The organism is Shimia thalassica, from assembly GCF_001458215.1.
In the GTDB taxonomy this organism is placed as follows: Bacteria; Pseudomonadota; Alphaproteobacteria; order Rhodobacterales; family Rhodobacteraceae; genus Shimia; species Shimia thalassica.
In genome coordinates this window covers 290,897-312,913 of sequence record NZ_CYTW01000004.1, presented here as the reverse complement: position 1 = coordinate 312,913, position 22,017 = coordinate 290,897, and the positions used below count along the sequence as shown (strand labels likewise).

24 protein-coding genes and 1 pseudogene are annotated in these 22,017 nt (G+C 54.9%); 16 read left to right on the top strand and 9 right to left on the bottom strand.

Annotation, left to right across the window (positions count from 1 at the left end):
- Positions 1 to 9: 9 nt before the first annotated feature.
- Both PH7735_RS16530 and PH7735_RS16525 read right to left on the bottom strand, forming a co-directional pair.
- The gene (locus PH7735_RS16530) at positions 10 to 1,182 is read right to left on the bottom strand and encodes a COG3904 family protein (protein WP_058312526.1); all 1,173 of its coding nucleotides are present in this window, start codon (positions 1,180 to 1,182) and stop codon (positions 10 to 12) included.
- Positions 1,166 to 2,704 carry a PGG domain-containing protein gene (locus PH7735_RS16525; RefSeq protein WP_058312525.1) on the bottom strand — a complete coding sequence of 513 codons (1,539 nt, stop codon included), beginning with the start codon at positions 2,702 to 2,704 and terminating at the stop codon, positions 1,166 to 1,168. The genes PH7735_RS16530 and PH7735_RS16525 overlap by 17 nt, the downstream gene beginning before the upstream one ends.
- A gap of 351 nt (positions 2,705 to 3,055) precedes the next feature.
- Here PH7735_RS16525 and PH7735_RS16520 point away from each other — a divergent pair, with 351 nt between their 5' ends.
- Both PH7735_RS16520 and PH7735_RS20625 read left to right on the top strand, forming a co-directional pair.
- Positions 3,056 to 4,042 (top strand): helix-turn-helix domain-containing protein, encoded by a 987-nt coding sequence (locus tag PH7735_RS16520; protein WP_058312524.1) that lies wholly within the window; start codon positions 3,056 to 3,058, stop codon positions 4,040 to 4,042.
- 93 nt (positions 4,043 to 4,135) lie between these two features.
- Positions 4,136 to 4,471 (top strand): annotated as a pseudogene (locus PH7735_RS20625) (IS6 family transposase); the annotation flags it as partial.
- A gap of 124 nt (positions 4,472 to 4,595) precedes the next feature.
- On the opposite strand, the gene PH7735_RS16515 reads toward PH7735_RS20625, so the two are convergent.
- A complete protein-coding gene (locus PH7735_RS16515; RefSeq protein ID WP_058312523.1) occupies positions 4,596 to 4,877 on the bottom strand; it encodes an SCP2 sterol-binding domain-containing protein in 282 nt (93 codons plus the stop codon).
- Positions 4,878 to 5,014: 137 nt separating this feature from the next.
- Complete coding sequence (locus PH7735_RS16510) at positions 5,015 to 6,241, bottom strand: argininosuccinate synthase (RefSeq protein WP_058312522.1); 1,227 nt, start codon at positions 6,239 to 6,241, stop codon at positions 5,015 to 5,017.
- Between the two features lie 138 nt (positions 6,242 to 6,379).
- Between PH7735_RS16510 and PH7735_RS16505 the strand changes: the two genes are divergently transcribed.
- Positions 6,380 to 7,102 (top strand): hypothetical protein, encoded by a 723-nt coding sequence (locus tag PH7735_RS16505; protein ID WP_145865357.1) that lies wholly within the window; start codon positions 6,380 to 6,382, stop codon positions 7,100 to 7,102.
- A 10-nt stretch (positions 7,103 to 7,112) separates the two neighbouring features.
- Here the strand turns inward: PH7735_RS16505 and PH7735_RS16500 are convergent, their stop codons facing one another.
- Positions 7,113 to 7,433, bottom strand: coding sequence for an Hpt domain-containing protein (locus PH7735_RS16500; RefSeq protein WP_058312520.1), 321 nt, complete (start codon positions 7,431 to 7,433; stop codon positions 7,113 to 7,115).
- A gap of 197 nt (positions 7,434 to 7,630) precedes the next feature.
- Here PH7735_RS16500 and PH7735_RS16495 point away from each other — a divergent pair, with 197 nt between their 5' ends.
- The gene (locus tag PH7735_RS16495) at positions 7,631 to 8,863 is read left to right on the top strand and encodes a PP2C family protein-serine/threonine phosphatase (RefSeq protein WP_058312519.1); all 1,233 of its coding nucleotides are present in this window, start codon (positions 7,631 to 7,633) and stop codon (positions 8,861 to 8,863) included.
- Here the strand turns inward: PH7735_RS16495 and PH7735_RS16490 are convergent.
- Positions 8,860 to 9,297 carry an NUDIX hydrolase gene (locus PH7735_RS16490; RefSeq protein WP_058312518.1) on the bottom strand — a complete coding sequence of 146 codons (438 nt, stop codon included), beginning with the start codon at positions 9,295 to 9,297 and terminating at the stop codon, positions 8,860 to 8,862. The genes PH7735_RS16495 and PH7735_RS16490 overlap by 4 nt on opposite strands.
- A gap of 78 nt (positions 9,298 to 9,375) precedes the next feature.
- Here PH7735_RS16490 and hslO point away from each other — a divergent pair, with 78 nt between their 5' ends.
- The 6 genes from hslO (at position 9,376) to PH7735_RS16460 (ending at position 15,965) form a co-directional block, all read left to right on the top strand.
- Positions 9,376 to 10,359 carry an Hsp33 family molecular chaperone HslO gene (gene hslO, locus PH7735_RS16485; protein WP_058312517.1) on the top strand — a complete coding sequence of 328 codons (984 nt, stop codon included), beginning with the start codon at positions 9,376 to 9,378 and terminating at the stop codon, positions 10,357 to 10,359.
- A complete protein-coding gene (locus tag PH7735_RS16480; RefSeq protein ID WP_058312516.1) occupies positions 10,352 to 10,948 on the top strand; it encodes a CoA pyrophosphatase in 597 nt (198 codons plus the stop codon). The genes hslO and PH7735_RS16480 overlap by 8 nt, the downstream gene beginning before the upstream one ends.
- Positions 10,945 to 12,099 (top strand): CCA tRNA nucleotidyltransferase, encoded by a 1,155-nt coding sequence (locus tag PH7735_RS16475; protein ID WP_058312515.1) that lies wholly within the window; start codon positions 10,945 to 10,947, stop codon positions 12,097 to 12,099. The genes PH7735_RS16480 and PH7735_RS16475 overlap by 4 nt, the downstream gene beginning before the upstream one ends.
- 173 nt (positions 12,100 to 12,272) lie before the next feature.
- The gene (locus PH7735_RS16470) at positions 12,273 to 14,114 is read left to right on the top strand and encodes an ABC transporter ATP-binding protein (RefSeq protein WP_058312514.1); all 1,842 of its coding nucleotides are present in this window, start codon (positions 12,273 to 12,275) and stop codon (positions 14,112 to 14,114) included.
- A gap of 39 nt (positions 14,115 to 14,153) precedes the next feature.
- The gene (locus PH7735_RS16465) at positions 14,154 to 15,371 is read left to right on the top strand and encodes a class I SAM-dependent RNA methyltransferase (protein ID WP_058312513.1); all 1,218 of its coding nucleotides are present in this window, start codon (positions 14,154 to 14,156) and stop codon (positions 15,369 to 15,371) included.
- Between the two features lie 99 nt (positions 15,372 to 15,470).
- Positions 15,471 to 15,965, top strand: a complete 495-nt coding sequence (locus PH7735_RS16460; RefSeq protein ID WP_058312512.1) for a L,D-transpeptidase family protein — start codon at positions 15,471 to 15,473, stop codon at positions 15,963 to 15,965.
- A gap of 3 nt (positions 15,966 to 15,968) precedes the next feature.
- Here the strand turns inward: PH7735_RS16460 and dalA are convergent, their stop codons facing one another.
- A complete protein-coding gene (dalA, locus tag PH7735_RS16455; RefSeq protein ID WP_082645292.1) occupies positions 15,969 to 16,547 on the bottom strand; it encodes a divisome-associated lipoprotein DalA in 579 nt (192 codons plus the stop codon).
- A gap of 169 nt (positions 16,548 to 16,716) precedes the next feature.
- Between dalA and PH7735_RS16450 the strand changes: the two genes are divergently transcribed.
- Together PH7735_RS16450 and PH7735_RS16445 are read left to right on the top strand one after the other, a co-directional pair.
- Positions 16,717 to 17,313 carry a L,D-transpeptidase gene (locus PH7735_RS16450; protein WP_058312511.1) on the top strand — a complete coding sequence of 199 codons (597 nt, stop codon included), beginning with the start codon at positions 16,717 to 16,719 and terminating at the stop codon, positions 17,311 to 17,313.
- 145 nt (positions 17,314 to 17,458) lie between these two features.
- On the top strand, positions 17,459 to 17,638 hold the full coding sequence (locus tag PH7735_RS16445) for a hypothetical protein (RefSeq protein ID WP_058312510.1): 180 nt from the start codon (positions 17,459 to 17,461) through the stop codon (positions 17,636 to 17,638).
- A 124-nt stretch (positions 17,639 to 17,762) separates the two neighbouring features.
- Here PH7735_RS16445 and hemH read toward each other — a convergent pair whose 3' ends face one another.
- Both hemH and PH7735_RS16435 read right to left on the bottom strand, forming a co-directional pair.
- Positions 17,763 to 18,821, bottom strand: a complete 1,059-nt coding sequence (gene hemH / locus PH7735_RS16440; protein ID WP_058312509.1) for a ferrochelatase — start codon at positions 18,819 to 18,821, stop codon at positions 17,763 to 17,765.
- Between the two features lie 51 nt (positions 18,822 to 18,872).
- Positions 18,873 to 19,691 carry a methyltransferase domain-containing protein gene (locus PH7735_RS16435; protein WP_058312508.1) on the bottom strand — a complete coding sequence of 273 codons (819 nt, stop codon included), beginning with the start codon at positions 19,689 to 19,691 and terminating at the stop codon, positions 18,873 to 18,875.
- An 18-nt stretch (positions 19,692 to 19,709) separates the two neighbouring features.
- On the opposite strand from PH7735_RS16435, the gene PH7735_RS16430 reads away from it, so the two are divergent.
- From PH7735_RS16430 to PH7735_RS16415, 4 genes are read left to right on the top strand one after another with little or no spacing between them, the layout of a single operon-like run.
- Complete coding sequence (locus PH7735_RS16430; protein ID WP_058312507.1) at positions 19,710 to 20,438, top strand: ComF family protein; 729 nt, start codon at positions 19,710 to 19,712, stop codon at positions 20,436 to 20,438.
- Between the two features lie 37 nt (positions 20,439 to 20,475).
- Positions 20,476 to 20,733, top strand: coding sequence for a glutaredoxin 3 (gene grxC / locus PH7735_RS16425; RefSeq protein WP_058312506.1), 258 nt, complete (start codon positions 20,476 to 20,478; stop codon positions 20,731 to 20,733).
- A 3-nt stretch (positions 20,734 to 20,736) separates the two neighbouring features.
- On the top strand, positions 20,737 to 21,567 hold the full coding sequence (locus tag PH7735_RS16420; protein WP_058312505.1) for a carbon-nitrogen hydrolase family protein: 831 nt from the start codon (positions 20,737 to 20,739) through the stop codon (positions 21,565 to 21,567).
- Positions 21,568 to 22,005, top strand: coding sequence for a MarR family winged helix-turn-helix transcriptional regulator (locus PH7735_RS16415; protein ID WP_058312504.1), 438 nt, complete (start codon positions 21,568 to 21,570; stop codon positions 22,003 to 22,005).
- Positions 22,006 to 22,017: the final 12 nt, after the last annotated feature.

Sequence of the window (22,017 nt, the reverse complement as noted above, 5' to 3'; positions counted from 1 at the left end):
GGTCTACATTCAGGAAGTGGTGACACCCCAGTCGCGCAGTTCAGAGCGGGTGAGCCAGTACATGTCGCTGGCTCCAGTGCTGGCCCCTGCGACAAAGAACTCTTCGCTAACTCCGGCCTCTTTGAAGAGAGCGACAAGCATGCCCGACAAAAGCTGCGCTTCGCTTTCGTGGGTGGGATGGCTGACGGAACTCCATTGGTGGACACCAAGGCGGGCCATGGGTTGGATGTCGCGTTCAGTTCCGCCAAGGAACAGGATCGAACAGGCGCTGGCGCATTCGCCGGACACGACGGTTGTTACACCTGCATTTCGCAGCTTTGCATACCCGCGCATCGCTTCGTTTATCAATCCGCCGGGAGAGTCGAAGGCGACCGTGCGTGCCCCGTTTTTCAGCGCTGCAATCAATTTGTCGACACTTGCGGCAGTCACGTCACCGGTGAAATGATAGCTGTTGGAAACCGCCGGTGCTGGCAAGGCAGACGCTGCGAGGTCCGGATTGCCATCCAGCCAGGGACAGGCGTTGAAAAGCTCAAGGTGGTCGTTCAGTGAAAGTCCGGTCTTATCCAGTTCCTGTGATGTCGGAAGCCGTCTCTCCGGGAACTGGTTTGGCTTTTTGTGGCCAAGAACAACGTTGATGATGACGCCATTTTCGCGAATGTCGGTATAGCACCAAGCATGTTTGAACTGGGTGTCAGTGCCCTTGTCGAAATGATGGCCTGCTTCGACCTCAAGCTCTCTTTTGCCCAATTGCATTTCCTTGGTCCGGAAAAGGCTGAAATTGGTGGTAACAATGCTGCCGTCCTCATCCCGAGCGGCAGGCGGAGGCATGTTCGGCCAGATCGCGGCGGGGGCCGGTGCGGGCGCAGGGGTCTCAAGCGCCGGCGCTGGAAGCTGTGTCTGCCGTTCGGTTTCTGCCCCCATAACCAGCCAAATGGCAAACCCGATTGCGATTGCCAGAACCGACATTGCCAGCAACACCATGACGGCGCGATAGGCCTGTGCCCGGATCAGGGCCGTGCTGGCGCTTGAATCCGCTGCCGCCACATCGCTGTGCGCCTGTGCCGAGACTTCCTGATTACGGCGATCAGAGGCCGCGCGGAGTTCTTTGGCGGGCGCCTCGAGCCGCTGGGCATTGGCTCTTATGACCTGCTCGAGAAGTTGGGTATCATGCTGCTCTCGCATAGCTTACTCCTTTCGGCAATTCGTCATTGGTGTCGTCGTCAGAGGCAAAGCCGGCGGCGAGTTGTCTTTTCAGGTCCTCTGCCGCATCCGGTGGCAGCGCGTCTAGAATGGCCTGAAGTTCGTCTTCGACATCGCCGCCCATGGGGATCGGTACATAGACGTGTTTCAGAACCGGCACCTCGACCTCGACGGGGACTTCGACCTCTTTCTCGATGACTTTCTCGACCTCGACCTGTTCGGTGCGGATGATGGGTTGTACGCCCCGCATCCGGAACCATTGGGAATACATCGCGACGGTCGAACCGGTCAGGGCCGCAACGATACCAAGAATGGCCCCGAAGATTGCACCGACGCGTTTCGCCTGATTGTCCTGCACCTCGCTGGCTTCCACTCCGAACACGAACGAGGCCCAGCGATGCATCTGTGACAGTTCCGCCGCGTGGGCGATGTGGTTTTCGGCATCAATGGCTTGGGCCTCAAGCTCTTCGATCCGGCGCGACCGGTCGGCCTTGCGGTCCTGGATCTCGATCAGATCGTCCATGCGCTCGGATGCACGTGCCGAGCTTTCACGCTCGAAGACAGCGAGAGCGGCGGCTGCCTCGTCACGTTCCGCTTTCTTGTTTTCAACATCGACCAACGCTTCGGGAGAGGGCTCACTGATCGAGGCTTCGACCGCTTGGTTGAGCTTCATGATCTCTTCGTCAAACACGATGCGGGCTTCGGTGATGACCGACTGTTTCGCGGGCATCAAACGCATGCGATTGTTCAACTGGCCACGAGTTGCATTATCGATGCCGCTACCGTTCAGGCGCGTCATGATCCATTCCTGCTCTTGTTGCCAGGCTTGCGCGGCGGCTTCGCCCGCCTCATCCTGCTGCTCCAACAGGTTGGTAAGCTGCGCCTTGAGTTCACGTGTTTCCGGGCTTTCAAGATTTTCACGAGCGGTTTGCAGGGCGCTTTCGCGCATTGCCAGAGACTGTTCCAGCTGGGCCAAGCGGTCTGCATCAACTCCGGCGATGTCGTCACCTTTCAACTCATCCTCGAGGGCCACGCTTTTCAGGCTTTCGATTTCACCGAGCAGTTCGGCATGTTCGGCACGGGCTTCGCTAACAGGAGCTGTGGTCATATGAACAAAGCGTTCAATCCCATTGAACACGGTTTCGAAAGAGATCACCGAGGCAACAAGCAACCCGCACAAAGCAAGACTGCGCGCCAGACCACGGGCATGAAACACAACGGTTGCCGCCGGGATTTTGGCCAGTTCGACAGCGGCCAGCACAATGAACACGCCGAGCACCGGAATGGCTTTGGCAGGGTTCGTGCCGCCGGGCACGTTGAAGGCCTGCGCAAAAGCCACGGCAATACCGACGGCCACCAAAATAATTTCGATGGTCCAAGCCAGCCGGTAGAGCCGTTTGTGTTCTTTCCTGTTTTCGTCCGCGAACATCTGTTCGGTTTCGCCGGTTGCCATAACCTGCGCGGGCGTGTCTCGCATTTCTGTCGAATGGATTTCTTCGGTCATGAGCAGCCTCACTTTTGGATGCGCACCTCTCCAGTCCCCTTGAAGCGGCGCGGTCGTTTACCTTTGATTAAGTAATTCTTGGGGTGACAAAAAGAGTCGTGCCAACCGCAAGATATTGATTAATATCTGTTTTGTTCCTCGACTTCGGAGGTGAATGTTGAAGAATCATCTAAATTTCCGGTGTTCTATTCTGCCTACAAACTAGGGTGTTTCTGATGTCCGGATTTGCGTTTTGCCGCCAAACCATTGCTTTTGACGGACAACGTGCATTCCCGGTTTCCATCAGACTGGCCATGTCGATGTTGAACGACAGCAGTGGATCGCTAGAGTTATCGGAGAAAAGGACAGAACATGCAGGTTGACCGGTCCCGTGTAGATTATCTTGCCGATCAGATCAGCAGGGATTTGGACAAGTCGACTGCTGACGAGCTGTTGAAGCACGCTGGTTTGATTGACCGGCGGGAAGAGATCGACGCCATACAAGAAGCACAATTGCTAGAAGCAGCTTGCGAAAGGCTTGATGATCTTTTGTTCGGGGTCCGAACGGGTCTTGGCTTTCGCCAATCGACCACCCTGACAGGCTATGTGGTGCGCCATTCGAAAACACTGGCCAGTGCGATACGCAATTCCCGCAAGGTCAATCGCGCAGTGTTTCCCGCGTATGATTTTTCTTTGAACGTTTCCAGTAACGCTGCGACCTTCCGATTTCAGGCCATTGACGAAAGACTGCTCAAATTCCATCGCCATCGGGAACTTCTCGGATTTGGTGTTTTGTCCTTTCTTCGCGAGATTTCGGGCAGCAGCTTTTTTCCGTATGAAGTGCGCTTTTCACACCTCGTCGATGCCCGTGCGGACCAGATCCAAAAGCTGGCGGGATTTCCCGTCGTGTTCGGTGCCGAAGAGATGGAACTGGTCTTGCCACTATCGGTGCTGGAACTTCCCATTCCGACCTATGAACCCAAGCTGCGTGATTACCTTGTTGCGTACGGAGAAAGGCTTTTGGCGGACATGCCGGACCCGAACCCGTCTCTTCGGGCCCGCATCGAAGGCATCCTGACCGGAGCACTACCGGACAGGTTGGTAGCAGCCGACGAAGTCGCCTCGAGTCTTGGTATGAGCTCACGAACGATGGCCCGCCGCCTGAAAGAAGACGGTTTGACCTTTCGGGAGATCGTCGACGATTTACGCCTGTCCCTCGCCAAAAGCTATCTCGAGAGCGGCATGAGTGTAACCGAGATTGGCTTCCTGCTGGACTATTCGGATACGGCGAGCTTTTCGACGGCCTTCAAACGCTGGACAGGCCAATCGCCAAGAGCCTACTCCAACGTCCATAGCTAAAGGTCGACAAAGAGTTGCATCAGGCAAAGACAGGAATTCCGCCGGCTTTGCCATGTTATTGACGATATTTCCCGTCGGGCGTAGCGCTTCCGCATGAACAGCCAGGTATCAAACTCCCGCCTAAAGGGATACCGCTTCCCCCGATCTGTGATTTCCTACACTGTTTGGGCCTATCACCGCTTCGCACTGAGCCTACGCAACGTTGAAGATCTGCTGGCTGAGCGGGGTATCATCGTCAGCTACGAAACGATCAGGTCGTGGTGTCGGCGTTTCGGTCCTCAGGTGACTGCCCAGATCCGAAGTGACCGACCAGCCCCGGCCGACAAATGGCATCTCTACGAGGTTGTGACCCAAGCGCGGGGAAAGAAGCATTGGCTCTGGAGAGCCATCGACGCCAATGGTGATGTTCGCGATATTCTGGCGCGTTCAGCCTTTGGAATACCTATGCTGGGCAAATGGCCGGATAATCCAACAAGGCCGTATCGTTCTGACCAAACCTAAACAACGTGGCAAAGCCATGCTTTCCAATGTTCGGACCTGAGGGCGAGAGGGATTAACCCAACAGTTTTCCCAGCTTCATCGCCACGCCCATGTCGCCCGATACCTTGAGTTTGCCCATCATAACGCCGGTCATCGGGTTCAGCTTGCCGGTCAAAAGCTTCACGAGATTGTCTTGCGAAATGCGGATGGTACAGTCGGTTTCCTGATCTGTGGTTGTGGCCTGATTGTCGGCCAGCACGACGACGCCATCATCGCCACAATCGAACTTTAGCGATCCGTCGAACGACTTGCTGCTGAGTTCTTTTTGAATACCCTCGGCGATGTCCTGAAGCATCGTATCCCCTCCAAATGAAACGACCTGCCTAACGGGTTAGGCAGGTCGCAGGATGGGTTCAATACTGACGTAGCAGGAGCTTTCGAGGTTTGTACAAACCGGCCAAACGGCGCAAAACTTTTGTACAAACCGAACGATTAGCCCCCGACGCGCTTGTTGCGCATGGCGATCAGTTTCAGACGCAGCGCTTGAAGCTGGATAAATCCGGCGGCGTCTTTTTGATCATAAGCGCCCGCATCTTCTTCAAATGTCACATGCTCTTCCGAGTACAGCGAGTGCTCGGACCAGCGGCCAACAGTCGACGCCAGACCTTTGTAAAGCTTGACGCGAACGGTACCGGTGACGTGCTCTTGGCTCAGATCGATAGCAGCCTGCAGCATTTCGCGCTCTGGCGAATACCAGAAGCCGTTATAGATCAGCTCGGCATACTTTGGCATCAACTCGTCTTTAAGATGCATCGCGCCACGGTCCATGGTAATCGATTCGATGCCGCGGTGAGCTTCGATCAGGATCGTGCCACCCGGTGTTTCGTAGATACCGCGCGACTTCATTCCGACGAAACGGCCTTCGACCAGATCAAGACGGCCAATGCCGTGCTTGCGACCGTATTCGTTCAACGCGGTCAGCATCGTTGCGGGGGACATCGCCTCGCCATTGATGGCGACGGGATCACCTTTTTCAAAATCGATTTCAATGTATTCGGGGGTATCGGGCGCATCTTCCGGATGCACGGTACGCTGGAAAACATAGTCAGGCGCCATGACGGCCGGATCTTCCAGAACCTTACCTTCGGACGACGTGTGCAACAGGTTCGCATCGACCGAGAACGGGGCTTCGCCGCGTTTGTCTTTTGCGATCGGAATCTGGTTTTGCTCGGCAAAATCAATCAACCGGGTCCGCGAGGTCAGATCCCATTCACGCCAGGGTGCGATCACCTTGATGTCGGGGTTCAACGCATAAGCGGCCAGCTCGAAACGAACCTGATCGTTGCCTTTGCCTGTCGCACCGTGGGCAACAGCATCAGCACCTGTTTCTTCGGCAATCTCGATCAGACGCTTTGAAATCAGCGGACGCGCGATCGACGTGCCCAGCAGGTACAGGCCTTCGTATTGGGCGTTGGCGCGGAACATCGGGAACACGAAATCGCGGACGAATTCTTCGCGAACATCTTCGATATAGATGTTTTCGGGTTTGATCCCCAAAAGCTCGGCCTTCTTCCGGGCGGGCTCAAGCTCTTCGCCCTGACCCAGGTCGGCAGTAAAGGTTACAACTTCGCAGCCATATTCGGTCTGCAGCCATTTCAAAATGATCGAGGTATCAAGGCCACCGGAATAGGCCAGCACAACTTTCTTGGGCGCGGACATGTCATCTTTCCTTTAATCGGATATCGCAGGCGCGATAGCGGGTTTTGCGGGCTAGAGCAAGGCATGGGGAAAACCGGACTTGCAAAGCGGCCCAAAAACACGCCTTTTGGAGATAAAAATACGTTTCAGGAGCAAATCATGAGTGGTGTTCAGATATTTCAACATGCCCTTCGGATGCTGACGGGCAATCTTGGCGAAGCGATAAAGGTCTCAATTCCGTTAATTGCGACGCTCCTAATAGTCTGGATTGTCGGCGGAGAGGAATTCTTTGCCGCGGACGCAACTGGAACCGATGTCACCTCTGTAAACCCAACTGAGCTGTTGCTGAGCTTGGTCTGGGCCATGGCGGGGCTTTGGACAATCGTGGCATGGCATCGTTTCGTTTTGCTTGAAGAATACCCCAACCCTCTTCCTGCATTCCACGGTGGGCGTATTGTCTCGTACTTTCTGAACTCTTTGATGATCACGATCCTGATTGCCGTGCCCTTTGGAATAGCTCTGGCGATTGTCGGGATGCTGGTCCCCGTGTTGATTGTTTTCGTGATGATCTTTGCATTGCCTGTCGCGGTTTGGGCATTCTACCGCCTGTCACCGCTTCTGGTTGCTGCCGCCTTGGGAGAGAAAATGACGCTTTCCGAGGCGTGGGAGTCTACGAAAGAGGTTTCTAATTCTGCCGTTGTTGCAGCCATTCTTACGTTTCTTGTCGGCGCGGCATTACAGCTTGCTGGCGTACTGGTCTTTGCGGTTGTGCCTTTTGTGGGGATCTTCGGGGTTCTCGCTGCGAACTGGGCAACATCCATGGTTTTTGCCAGCCTTGTCACGACGATCTACGGCGTTGCGGTTGAAAAGCGAAACGTGTGACGCAAGCGGGCTAGGACACCAGCCCGTCTTGAAACACCTTTTTTGACTTATTGTAGCTCTGAATGATGGCTGACAGATCAACACTGTCAGCCTGTCCTTGCGACGCCTCTGTTTCGCCGGCCTGGCAAAGGATGGCCAAATTTGAAAATCCGAGGTTGAGCGCACTTCCTTTGAGGAAATGAAGATCATTCCGCAGATTGGAACGATCCGCGTCGTCGCCAAGTTTTTTGATAAGTTGCTCCACCTCTTCGAGAAAAATCTCAACGATTTCATCAAAGTCGCTTTTGCCGAATTCGTTCTGAAGCTCGGTCACGCGGGTCCAGTCGATCATCTTTGTCTCCTCACAGGGATTAACTATTCCTGCCTTTCGTTAAGAAATTGATTGCGCGCATGTGAATTGATGAAAAATTTTAGATTTCAGAGGTTGTTAAGGTGCGGCGCTCTATAGCGGAAAGATGCAACGTTTCTTTGTGAGTTTTTGGGTTTTTTGTGAACGACGCCGCACCATCTTCTGAGGAAGACATACCGATGAGAGGAGCGATCCAACGGATCTTGCTTGTTGACGACAGCCGTCTGCAACGGCGCATTTTGTCTGCGTCTTTGAAGTCAGACGGGTACGAGGTCATTGAAGCCGCTTCCGGGGAAGAGGCGCTTGAACTGTGCGAAGAAACGCCACCTGATCTTGTCTTGAGCGATTGGATCATGCCGGGGATGGACGGCATCGAGTTTTGTCAGGCCTTCCGCGCGTTGGAGCAGGAAAAATACGGCTATTTCATTCTCTTGACCTCAAAAAGTGAAAAGGCAGAGGTGGCCAAGGGCCTTGAAGGGGGCGCCGACGATTTTCTGATCAAACCCGTGAATGCCCACGAGTTGCGCGCCCGGATCGGCGCAGGAGAGCGGATCGTCCGCATGCAGCGCGAGCTGACCCAGAAAAACAGCATGATTTCAGACACGCTTGATGAATTGCAACGTGTGTACGATTCCCTTGATCACGATCTGAAAGAGGCAAAGAAGTTACAACAATCCCTGGTTCGTGACCGGTTCAAGGATTTTGGCACCGGCGCCGCCGCGCTGATCCTGCAGTCAAGCGGGCATGTCGGGGGCGATCTGGTTGGGCATTTCGGAATTTCAGATAGCCGCGTTGGACTGTATTCGATTGATGTTTCCGGTCACGGGATCAGTTCGGCCCTGATGACGGCCAGACTGGCGGGTTTTTTGTCGTCGAACTCTCCCGAACAGAACGTTGCCCTCAAAACGCTGCCTGACGGACGTCAGGGATATCATCCACCCGCCGAGGTGATCCGCAGGCTGAACCAGATTATTTTGGATGAAATGGAGACGGAACACTATTTCACGATGCTACTGGCGGTCGTGAACTTACAGACCGGCCATGTTGAGATGGCACAGGCAGGGCACCCTCATCCCCTGATTTTGCGTGCCAATGGTCAGGTGGAACAAAATGGCCCCGGTGGTTTACCGGTTGGCTTGATTGACGGGGCCACGTTCACACCGTTTTCAATCGAGATGTCGCCGGGGGACCGGCTGCTGATCCTGTCCGATGGCGTTACGGAATGCCCAAATCAGGACGGTGACATGCTTGGCGAAGAAGGCCTAGAGGATCTTGTGGGTCAAATGGTCAATCGCGATGTCACCGGCGCATTGAACGTTCTCATTGAAGAGTTGGAAAGATTTGCCGGTGGCATTGGTTTCCCGGACGATGTGTCGGGAATTCTGTTCGAATTTCGGGGGCCTTGGCTCTAGCGCACAAACAAAGACGTGAAATGGCGATCGCCTGAACTTGCCAACAATGGCGCGGCATCACGGGCGTCCATCCAGACCGCCGTGTGAAGAGGTTCTGTCGGAGGGCCCAAACGGCGCGCTGGGCGGGCCGTATAGATGTGACACAGCTTTTCGGCCCAAAGATCGTATTCCGGCATATAGGTAAACCGTCGATAGGCCCCGAGTTTGCGCAGCCCGCCAATGGCCCAACCGGTTTCTTCGAACACCTCGCGATGAAGCGCGGCGACCGGTGATTCGCCGGGATCGATGCCGCCGCCTGGCAGCTGCAATTCAGGTTCAGGTTCGGCTTGATGAGTGAGCAACATATCTGTTCCACGCAGCAAAATGGCATAGGCCCCGGGCCGTATTGTGTATTTGGCACCGGCCTCTGGAGGCTTTCCAAATCGTCGGATCATGCGCGCACCCCCTTTTTGTTTGGCTTGCTGCTCTTATATAGTCGCGATATGGCAAGGGAAGGCCTTTAGGAAAACCCCATGACTCTTGGAAACAAAATCGCCTGGGACGACACTGTGTTGCCGTTCCAACTGGACAAATCTGATATCCGCGGACGCGTTGCGCGTCTGGACGGTGTGCTGGATGGTGTGTTGAAGCAACACAACTATCCGCCGGCAATCGAAGCGCTCGTTGCCGAGATGACCTTGTTGACTGCCTTGATCGGCCAATCGATCAAGCTGCGCTGGAAGCTGTCTCTTCAGGTGCAGTCCAAAGGTCCTGTACGGATGATCGCTACCGACTATTACGGGCCGACCGAAGATGGAGAGCCCGCGCGCATTCGCGCCTATGCGAGCTATGACGAAGACCGCGTGACTGATGGTGCCCCGTTCGAGCAAATCGGCGCCGGGTATTTTGCCATCCTGATGGATCAGGGCGACGGCATGAAACCTTATCAGGGGATTGCGCCGTTGGCTGGCAATTCGCTCAAAGAGGCGGCCGAAACCTATTTCGCGCAGTCAGAACAACTTGCCACCCGCTTTGCGCTGCGGTTTGGAAAATCAATCGAACCGGGTGTTCCAGAGCATTGGCGCGCCGGTGGTATCATGTTGCAGCACATGCCCAAAGCATCGCCTCATGTCACGGGTGAAGGCGGCAGCGGCGATGATGGTCTGCTGAGTGCAGAAGATGTGTTGAACGATGATGAAGGTGAAAACTGGAACCGCGCCAACATTCTTTTGGATTCGGTTGAGGATTTGGAAATGATCGGTCCAAGCGTTTCGCCAACCGATCTTTTGGTGCGCTTGTTCCACGAGGAACAGCCGCGTGTCTATGATGCGCAACCCGTTCTGTTTGGCTGCACATGTTCGGAAGACCGCGTGCGTCAAAGTCTTTCGATCTATTCGGCCAAAGACATCCGGACGATGACAACACCAGAAGGTCGCGTCACTGCCGATTGCCAGTTCTGCGGCGCGCATTACGATCTTGACCCGGCCACGGTCGGGTTTGAGGCAAAAAGTGACTGATCCGCTTGCGCCCCTGATCCGTGCACTGTCGCATGATGGCGGGGCGTCTTCGGATTTTGATCTTAATCCTGATGTGATTTTACCTGCAGGCCGCACGTTGCGGCCTGCGGGTGTTCTTGTTCCTATCGAAATGCGAAACGACATACCGCATGTGATCCTGACCAAACGGGCCTCTCACCTTAAACACCATCCAGGTCAAATTGCGTTTCCGGGTGGAAAGCAGGATGACAGCGACGCAGATGTCATCGCGGCCGCGTTGCGTGAAGCAGATGAAGAGATCGGCCTGCCCAGAGAAAACGTCGAGGTTCTCGGGACATTGCCAACCCATGAAACGGTGACAAGTTTTACGATGACGCCCGTTTTGGGGCGCATCAAACGCCCCTTCTCCGTGAAACCCGAACCGGGTGAAGTTGACGAAGTGTTTCACGTTCCGCTGGCCCATGTCACAGACCCAGACCTGTTTTCGGTCCAGTCGCGAAGATGGCGTGGACACCGCAGAAGCTATTTCACGGTTCCGTTTGGCCCCTACTATATTTGGGGTGCAACAGCCCGCATTCTGCGGGGATTGGCCGACCGAGTAAGCCAATGACCCAGATTGCCGGCGATTGGTTGGATAACCCTCATACCCAAGCCGTATGTGCCATGCTGACCAATGCCGGATATCGCGCGCTGTTTGTGGGGGGATGCGTGCGCAACGCGCTAATGGGTGTTGGGGTGAACGACCTTGATATTGCGACCGACGCCCGACCTGAAAAGGTGATGTCTCTTGCCAAAGTTGCGGGTCTGAACGCGATTCCGACAGGTATTGAACACGGTACAGTTACGGTGGTTTCTGGCGGGATTGCGCACGAGATCACGACCTTTCGCAAAGATATCGATACGGATGGTCGCCGCGCGGTCGTGGCGTTTTCGGATCGGGTCGAGGATGACGCGCGGCGTCGGGACTTTACCATGAATGCCCTCTACGCGCTGCCAGATGGAACGGTTGTTGATCCGCTAGAGGGGATGGTCGACCTGCAAAACCGGCGGGTTCGCTTCATTGATGATGCTGACATGCGCATCCGCGAAGATTATCTGCGTATCCTGCGATATTTCCGTTTCCATGCTTGGTACGGTGATCCGCAAGCGGGAATGGACCCCGACGCGCTTGCTGCGATTGCGGCAAATTCCGCTGAAATAGAGACGCTTTCCAAAGAGCGGCTTGGTTCCGAGATGCTCAAGCTGCTGGGCGCGCCTTACCCCGCCCCTGCCGTGGCAGCAATGCGGTCAACAGGTGCGCTGGGCATGGTCATCACGGGTGCGGATGACCGCGCCTTGGGGCCGTTGGTGCATCTGGAGGGCTTATTGCAAGTTGCACCTGATGCAATTCGGCGTCTTGCCGCTTTGGGTGGACAGGACGTTGCAAAGGCACTGAGACTTTCCAAGAAGCAAGCAAAACGGTGCGCGCTTTTGGTTGAAGAGGTTGGAACCCCACGACCCGCGCACGAGCTGGCCTATCGCTATGATGCGGATTCTGCCGTATCGGTGTTGCTGCTTCGGTCCGCTTTGTTGGAAATGCCCTTTCCTGAGGACGCTTTGGCGGACATTGAATTGGCAAAAGGCGCCGTTTTCCCTGTGAAACCAGCGGATCTGCTGCCAGCGATCCAAGGCCCCGCGTTGGGCCAGACGCTTAAAAAACTTGAGACGGCCTGGATAAAGTCGCGGTTCTCGCTGACGTGTGAAGATTTATTGAAACTATGACCTCGCGGGATTGACTCGTTCGCTTTTTCTGACAAAGCTGGCCGAGCTCATAAGAAGGAGGGTGCAAAATGTATCGTGGGATCTGGCTAGTTTAAGCCAATAGACCTCTCGTACGGTTTCGTTGAAAACAACGTCACCGCTCCATTTTGCATGTCCTGAGTTGGAACTTTCTTATGTTCAAGTTTTTCGAAAACCTTGTTGATCCCTATGCCGACTATCCTGAAAAGGATACGCCTCCCCAAACGCTGTTTGCCTTTTTGTCTGACTATGCTCGCCCTTTTCGCAAGCTGTTTGTCTGGGCCACCATTTTCTCTGTTTTGGTCGCGATGATCGAAATCGCGCTGATCGGATACATGGGGCGAATCGTTGATTTGCTTGCGGGTGAACCGGCAGAGGTCTGGGTCGCGCACGGTGTTGAGTTGGTCATCGTGGCGTTACTGATCCTGTTTGTGCGTCCTGCCATTCAGGCGCTGGATGTTTTGCTCTTGAACAACGCCATTTTGCCAAATTTTGGCACTTTGATCCGCTTTCGCGCGCACAATCATGTGCTTCGTCAGTCTGTCGGATGGTTCGAAAACGATTTCGCCGGTCGCATTGCCAACCGCATCATGCAAACGCCGCCAGCCGCGGGAGAGGCCATTTTTCAGATTTTTGACGCGATGGCGTTTTCGGTGGCCTATTTCATCGGTGCCGCAATCCTGTTGTCCGACAGTGATCCGCGGCTTGTGCTGCCGCTGTTGGGGTGGGTGGTGCTGTATGGCCTGTTGGTTCGATGGACGATTGCGCGCGTTGGCCCGGCTTCGCAACGGGCATCCGATGCGCGGTCACAGGTGACCGGTCGGGTTGTTGATGCCTATTCCAACATACATTCCGTAAAGCTTTTTGCGAATGACAAACGCGAAGTGGAGTACGCCAAAGAAGCGGTGGAATACGCGCGCGAAACGTTTCAGGCGGAAATGCGGATTTTCACCGTTATGGATGTGGTGCTTGTCGCCCTGAACGGTTTGCTGATTGTTGCTGTTGTCGGCTGGGCCGTGTGGCTGTGGATGATCGGCGAGGCGAGCGTCGGGGTGGTTGCAGCGGCAACCGCGTTGACCTTGCGTCTGAATGCTATGACGGGATGGATCATGTGGGCGCTGACGTCCTTTTTCCGCCAGTTGGGTGTTGTGGCCGAGGGCATGGAAACGATTGCCCAACCAATCGATCTTGTTGATGCGTCTGGGTCCAAACAGCTTGTCATGCAGGACGGAAAGATCGAGATTCAGTCTCTATCCCACCACTATGGGCGTGGATCAGGAGGTTTGGATGCGATTTCCCTGACGATCAAACCGGGTGAGAAAATCGGTCTGATCGGGCGCTCTGGTGCGGGCAAGTCCACATTGGTGAAACTGCTTTTGCGGTTCTACGATGCCGAGGCGGGATGCATCCTGATTGACGGGCAGGATATCTCAAAAGTGACGCAGAATTCTCTGCGTGACCAGATCGGTATGGTGCAGCAGGACAGTTCGTTGATGCACCGGTCCGTGCGTGAAAACATTCTCTATGGACGTCCCGAAGCCTCTGAAGAAGATGTCATCGCCGCCGCCCGCAAGGCCGAGGCGCATGAGTTCATTCTTGGGCTCGAAGATGCCAAAGGTAACAAAGGCTATGATGCGCAGGTTGGTGAACGTGGTGTGAAGCTCTCTGGCGGGCAACGCCAGCGGATTACGTTGGCGCGTGTGATGCTGAAAGATGCGCCGATCTTGCTTTTGGACGAAGCGACAAGCGCGCTTGATTCCGAAGTCGAAGCCGCCATTCAGGAAACGCTTTATGGCATGATGGAAGGCAAGACCGTGATCGCGATTGCGCACCGTTTGTCGACGATTTCACGGATGGACCGCATTCTTGTTCTGGATGACGGGCACATTGTGGAAGAAGGCAGCCATAGTTCCCTGCTGGAGCAGGGGGGCGTGTACGCCGGATTTTGGGAAAGACAGTCGGGCGGGTTCTTGAATGCGGACGAAGTCGAAGAATAAGGGCTTTTCCCACGAGATAGACCAAGGTATGCGCAGTCCATGACGCAAATTCAAATCGAACGCTTGGGCCATCAAGGCGATGGTATCGCTGCTGGACCTATCTTTGTGCCGCTTACACTGCCTGGTGAAACGGTCAGTGGAACTCTGGATGGAACGAAGCTCACGGATGTGCGCATCGATACGCCGTCCGAAGATCGTGTGCGCCCGCCGTGCCGCCATTACAAAAGTTGTGGCGGTTGCCAGCTTCAGCATGCGAGTGATGCGTTTGTTGCGGATTGGAAGGTCGGCATTGTGCGCTACGCACTTGCCGCCCAGGGGTTAGAGGCCGATTTCAAACCGATTGCTACGTCGCCTGAAAAATCACGGCGTCGTGCGGTTCTGTCTGCGCGGCGCACCAAAAAGGGTGCGTTGGTGGGGTTCCACAAACGTGCCAGCGATATCGTGATCGAGGTTCCTGATTGTACGTTGCTGCATCCTGATTTGATGCCGGCAATAGAGGCCGCAAAGGCGCTTGCCGAAGTTGGCGCAAGCCGGAAAGGCGAGATTTCGATCACCGCTACGCTTTGCAACAATGGTCTCGACCTTGCCGTTACGGGCGGCAAACCTCTTGATGGCCCGTTTCTGAGTGTTCTGGCACAGCTGGTCGAGCATTGGGGATTGGCGCGCCTTGCATGGAATGGCGAGATTGTCGCCGCGCGGCTGCCCGCCACCCAGACCTTTGGCAAGGCACAGGTGATTCCACCGCCGGGCGCGTTCCTGCAGGCGACCCACGCCGGAGAACAAGCCCTTTTGACAGCCGTCAAAGACGCAATCGGTGGGCAGGGAAAGCTGGGTTTGGATCTGTTTGCGGGGTGTGGAACCTTCACTTTGCCGCTCGCGGAACACGCCCAGATGCATGCCGTCGAAAGTGAGGCGGCGATGCTCGAGGCATTGAATGGTGGGTGGCGTCACGCTCAGGGTCTTAAAGGGGTCACAACCGAAGCTCGTGATCTGTTCCGCAATCCGATCATTCCAGAAGACCTCAAGTACGATTTTGCTGTCATTGATCCCCCGCGCGCTGGCGCCGAGGCGCAGGTTGCAGAGCTTGCTAAATCCGACATTCCTGTTCTGGCCTTTGTATCCTGTAATCCGGTGACGTTTGCACGGGATGCAGCCCACCTCGTGAAATCGGGATATAAACTTGATTGGGTGCAGGTTGTGGACCAGTTCCGCTGGTCATCCCATGTCGAGTTGGCTGCGCGGTTTTCCGCAGTTTAGGCTGTGTGAACGCGTTCACGATTGCGCGAAACGCCTCGCAACGCTATCCGGCTGGCAACATTACGGGTAAGATGCCCGGAAACAAACGGGGTTACATCGATGCGGTTGATCAAAGTGGCACTGGCCTTGTTGCTGGTTTTTGGGCTTACGGCGTGTGCGTCAAAGTTCAAAACCTACAACGGCCCCGAAGTGACGCGTGTGCTGATCTATAAAGAGAAGCGCAGCATGTATCTGATGCATCACAACGAGATTCTAAAGAAATACGATGTCGGGCTTGGGTTTGCACCGCTTGGGGACAAAAAGATCGAAGGCGACGGCAGAACACCCGAAGGGGATTATCGTATTGATCGACGCAATCCCAACAGCCAGTTCCATCTTTCGATTGGCATTTCCTATCCAAATGCCGCGGATCGGGCTTATGCGCATTCCATCGGGCAAAGTCCCGGCGGTGACATCTTTATTCACGGACGTCCGAAAAAGTACCAAAACGGCAAACGGGATTGGACCGCGGGTTGTATCGCCGTCACAAATCGCGAGATGGAAGATGTCTATGCGATGGTCAAAAACGGAACAGTGGTGTCCATCTACCCCTAGGGCCTAGCCCTCTGCTGGCGGCGGAGGTGCGACACCCGCACTCACAGCAGCTGGTGCCGTGCTTTGGACCTGGGGCGCCGAGCCTTGGGTTCCGGTGATAAAGGTCCACCAAATCTTGCCACTTTTTTCCTGGAACCAGGCAAAGCCCACATCCTGAGCTTCGGCATTCATCAAGACAGCTTTGGTGTCTTCTTGCTGAAGCCAGGCTTCGAGTGTTTGCATTTCGGTTTCATAGGTTTCTGAAATGGCTTCCCCAAGGAACCGGCCGGTGTATCCGACACGCTGAACGCGCTGGATCGGGGATGATCCATCAGATCCAAAGTGCCAGGGACGGTTCTGGATTGCCATGTCGCGGGAATGGGTTGCGGCGGCGGCATTCAACTGTGCGTTAAACTGAAGCGCCGATGCGCCTGACGCTCCGCGAAGGGCATTGACCGAGTCGAGAACGCGAAATTGAACTTTCGAGGTGTTACTCGAAGAAATCCGATATTGCTTTGCACCCGAAGAACCACCTGCCCCGGTTGTGTCACAGCCAGCCAATGCGAGCGTTGCCGCCAGCGCCAAAGCAATAAATCGCGTCATTTTCGTTCCGTACGTCTTTGATTTCGGGTTTGGTCTAACCCGCGATACGTTGCTTTGAAAACCCACATCAGCGTGAGATTGCCAATTGACAAGTGTTTGATTTGCGACTGAGGCATTCCGGCAATATTATTGGCCGAATTCTGAAAATTTTCCTGTTCCGAGGGCACGCATGACCAAAATCTACAAACCCGCATTGGGCCGCCGGGCCTTTTTGGCGACTGGCGCGTCTTTCCTCGCTGCGCCCGCTTTGGCCCAGACCGAGGCAAGCACAACCGAAATCGAGCGTGATCTGGACGAGATCGTGCCTCGCAACATTTCAAGTTTCCGCGCGCTCGACTGGCGCCCGTATTTTGACAACACCAAGAATGGCGCGATCCTTGTTGATGTGACCTCGCGTGCATTGCACTTCTGGTCGGATGATCAATCCGTTTACAAGCTGTACCCATCGTCGGTTCCGCTGACCGAAGACCTGACGCGGCGTGGTAGAACACGTGTTGTTCAAAAGGTCGAAGGTCCGAGCTGGCGGCCAACTCCGTCGATGAAAGAGCGTAACCCCGAGTGGCCTGACCATGTTGGACCGGGCCCTGATAACCCGCTGGGAACTCATGCGCTTTATCTGAGCTGGACATATTATCGAATCCACGGAACCCACGATACGCGCAAAATCGGGCGTCGATCTTCGAATGGATGCATCGGTTTGTACAACGAACATATCTCTGAATTGTTCAGTTTGACCAAAGTGGGCACGCAAGTGTTGCTAATTTGACGACATCTTGTCTTTCCCAAGGGGCAAACCTGAAACTTGGGTTTGCAATCTACACCCATAGCTGGTTACACAGAGTTACGAGGTAAGTATTGCGTGCTTGTCGTCGTCCTCAATTATGGCGGCAGGCGATTATCTGGAGGTTACTATGAAGAAACTCGTTCTCGCTGCTGCTCTGACCGCTGCTGCTTCGACCGCATTCGCTGGATCGATGGCTGAACCGGTTGTTGAACCCGTTGTCATCGAAGAAGACGCTGGTTCGTCGGCTCCTGGTGTTTGGGTTCCGCTTCTGCTGCTGGTCATTGTTGCCGCTGCTGCATCTGCGTAATTCTACGACAGTTTAAAATCGAGAAAGGCGGAACCTCTGGTTCCGCCTTTTTCCTTTTGTGGTGCTGAGTTGACCCAAAACCAGATGGTCAGCAGATCAACTCCAGGTTTTTCAGAATCGAAACTTAGTCGATCCATCCCTTCAGGTTTTCTTCGATGATTGTCGACAGCGCCGAGATATGCGCCGGTTGATCGTTGAGGCACGGAATGTACGTAAATTCGTCTCCGCCAGCCTCTTCAAAGCTTTCTTTGATTTCTTCGTTGATCTCTTCCAGTGTTTCGATGCAATCCGCCGAGAACGCCGGCGCAATCACCGCAATACGCTTTTTACCATCTTCTTTTGCAAGACGTGCAACTTCGTCGACCGTGTAGGGTTGAAGCCATTCTTCGGGGCCAAACTGAGATTGGAACGTGGTCGTGATTTCGGTTTTGTCCCAGCCCAGACGCTCTCGCAGGAGGCGTGTATTCTTTTGACACTGACAGTGGTACGGATCGCCCTCCATCAGATAGCGGGTGGGCATCCCGTGATAAGACACTACCAGAATGTCCGGACGGTTTTCCAAATCGGCATATGCGGTCTCGATAGATTGCGCCAAAGCCTCGATATAGTCGGGATGATCGGCATAGGCGGGCACGGTGCGTGCCGCAGGTTGCCACTTTTCCTTCATCAGCGCGCGAAAAAATTCGTCATTCGCGGTCGCGGTGGTCGCCCCTGCATATTGGGGATAAAGCGGGAAAAACAGAATTTTCTCACATCCGGCAGCGACCATCTTGCGCACTTTGGATTCGGTTGACGGGTTGCCATAGCGCATGCAGAAATCGACCATCACACGATCGCCGAAACGCTCATCCATACTGTCCGAGATTGCAGCATTCTGCGCTTTGGTTATCGTCATCAGTGGACTTTCGTCCAGATCGTGATTCCAGATTGATTTATAGGCCTCGCCCGACGAAAACGGCCGCTTGGTCAGAATAATGGCCTGCAGGATGGGTTGCCATTTCCACGCAGGATAGTCGATCACGCGCTTATCGGACAAAAATTGCCCTAAATAGCGTCGCATGGGCCAGTAGGTGTAAGAATCCGGTGTACCCAGGTTGGCCAACAGCACCCCGATTTTTCCGCGAGGAACGGCAGGGTGATCTTTGGGGCCGTGTTCCGGCTTTGAGGCGGTGATGTCGGTCATTATTTGATCCTGATTTTATCTGATCGTCACGTAGTACAGGCACATGTCCTGTCAATCTTTCAAAGGTGTTTCTTGGGTTCCAAGCGCCGCAGCAAGACGTGTTGTCGCAGATCCCGGGCGCAATGGTTGAGGTTGAGAGTCATCCGGTGCCCACCCAGTCAAGAAAATCAATTCAAAGGTCGCGGGAATACGTCCGTCTTCCATGAAGGAGTGAACATAAGTTTCAACAGCGGCAAGCATGACGGAACGCGATGTTGCACGACGCAAACGGCCCGCGAGGGCATTGGCCTCGCCCATCGACCGCAAATCGCGCATCAGGTGCCACGGCGTTTCATAGGTCACTTTCAGTGGCAGAGCGTCCGCCACAGGAAGGGACAGCCCGCCGCGTTGCAACAATGCGCCGAGGTCTCGAATTTCCCCCATGGGGGCAACGCGCGGAGACAAGCCGCCGGAAACATCTGCTTCGGCCTGGGCAAGCGCGCTGCGCAGTTCATGCAGGGTTTGGCCGCCAAAGCTCACGCACATAAACAGACCATCGTTTTTAAGAGCGCGCCGACACTGGATGATCTGGCCGACCGGATCATTGGCCCAATGCAGGCACATGGCATGCAAAACCAGATCATAGTGTGCGGCTTTGAGGTCAAGCACCTCTGAATCTTCGATGATATCGGCTTGGGGGGCGACGCCGCGCCAGGCTTCTGGGAAGGGGGTGACAATCGCGACTTTGGTAAACGCCCTGTTAACCAAAGTCAGGCGATCCTTAACTTCTTCGGCAGCAGCGTGATGCAGAAACAAACCCCCGTCGCGGTCAGCGCGCGATCGGTTTCGTTTCAGGGCAGCTCGGTCTGTCATTTGGGGGGCGTTTTGCATGTGCCAGACGATAGAGTGATGAGAGAAAAGATTCAAACCGCGATCCATCTGATTTATCCGCCACGGTGCATCGAATGCGGCGGGTTGGTTGAAAGTGATTTTGGCCTCTGCGGTCCTTGTTGGGGAAAGACACCGTTTATTGGCGGGCTGGTCTGCGATCTGTGTGGCACGCCTTTGCCCGGTCAGGATGGTGAAGGGCACGCATTTTGCGATGATTGCATGCGGATTGAACGACCTTGGAGCAAAGGGCGTTCGGCGTTGCTCTATAAAGACAACGCAAGGACGCTTGTTCTGGCGCTTAAACATGGTGACCGGCATGATATTGTCCAGCCCGCCGCAAAGTGGATGGCCCAAGCCGCAAAACCTCTTGTTCAACCCGGCATGCTTGTTGCGCCCGTGCCCTTGCACTGGATGCGTTTGCTAAAGCGCAGATATAACCAATCGGCGCTTTTGGCACAGGCGGTCGCGCGCGAACTGTCACTTTCATGGTGTCCCGATCTGTTGCAACGCCCAAACACAGGAGGCAGCATGGACGGTCTTTCGTTTGATGAAAGGTTTCGCAAACTGAGTGGAAGCATAACGCCACACCCCAAGCGCAGGCATAAAATGGCCGCCAGACCTGTGTTGCTGATTGATGATGTTATGACCTCTGGCGCCACTTTGGGCGCCGCAACCGAGGCATGCCTGCAAGCAAAAGCGCGTGAAGTGCACGTTCTGACCCTAGCGCGCGTTGCAAAGGACACCTAAATCCCCCAGAACAGTTCCAATCTTTTTGGGGAAGCCAATGAAACCTGTTGAAATCTATACCAGCCCTCTTTGTGGCTTTTGTCATGCGGCCAAGCGGTTGCTGACACAAAAAGGCGTCGAATTTACCGAGATCGATGTTTTAGCAAATCCGGATCGCAAGCCCGAGATGATCCAGCGCGCCAGCGGTGGCCGGACGGTGCCCCAGATTTTTGTGGGTGAAACCCATGTGGGCGGATGCGACGACCTCTATGGGCTGGATCGTGCGGGCAAGCTTGATTCATTGCTGGCGGCCTGATCCATGAAAGCTGCGCTGTTGCAAATGACATCGTCGGATGATCCAGAGGCAAACCTTGCCGTAATGCTGGGCCAAATGCGCGAAGCTGCCGCAAATGGCGCGGAATTCATTTTGACGCCAGAAGTTTGCAACTGTGTTTCCTCCAGCCGAAGCCATCAGAATGCGGTTTTGCGTTTGGAACACGAGGACGCAACATTGGCTGCTTTGCAGGACGGCGCGCGCGATCTGGGTGTGTGGCTTTTGATTGGTTCGCTTGCTCTTAAGACACAAGATCCTGACGGACGGTTTGCGAACCGGTCCTTCTTGATCAACCCTGACGGCGATATTGTGGCCCGCTACGACAAGATCCATATGTTCGACGTGCAGGTCACGCCCGAGGAAACATACCGCGAATCAGATGGCTATCGACCGGGTGACAAGGCGGTATTGGCAGAAACGCCCTTTGGCGTGGTTGGAATGACGATTTGTTATGATGTGCGTTTCCCTTATTTGCACCGGCAATTGGCCAAAGCAGGTGCGACAATTCTAACGGTGCCCGCGGCGTTCTCTCATGTCACTGGCGCTGCGCACTGGGATACCTTGCTGCGTGCACGTGCCATTGAAACTGGATGTTTTGTTTTGGCACCGGCCCAAACGGGAACCCACCCCGCAACACGGGGACAGGGGCGCCGCACTTATGGGCATTCCTTGGTGATTTCGCCTTGGGGAGAGATTTTGAGTGACGCTGGAGAAGAAACCGGCATCTCCTATGTTGATCTGGACCCTAATGCGGTGGCACAAGCACGGCGTAAAGTGCCTTCTTTGACCCATGATCGAGAGTTCGACAGCCCCTGAATGAGCGATAACAACGCCTTGGCCATTGCTTTGTTCGGCGAAATCCTTACGGCCGATCAGCTCGCGCGTGCGAGACTGAGCAAGGTATTGCCCAAAGGGATGGAGCTTTCTCACTTTTCAGTGTTGAACCATTTGGCACCTGCAGGGGCAGAACGCAGCCCCGCCCAATTGGCAAAAGCGTTTCACGTCACGCGTGGGGCGATGACGAACACATTGAATAAGCTGGAGCTGGCGGGTTATATCCATATCCGACCCGATTGGGATGATGCCCGCAGAAAGATTGTTGGCATAAGCCCCGCCGGACGGCAGGCACGCGACGAAGCGCTTGCCAGTATCGCCCCGATGATTTCCGAGATCGTGAGTGAATTGGGAGAGGCCCGTGTCAGGGCCGCTCTGCCGATCTTACGAGAATTGCGCGTTAAACTGGATCAGGCCTAGGGCCCTTTTGGT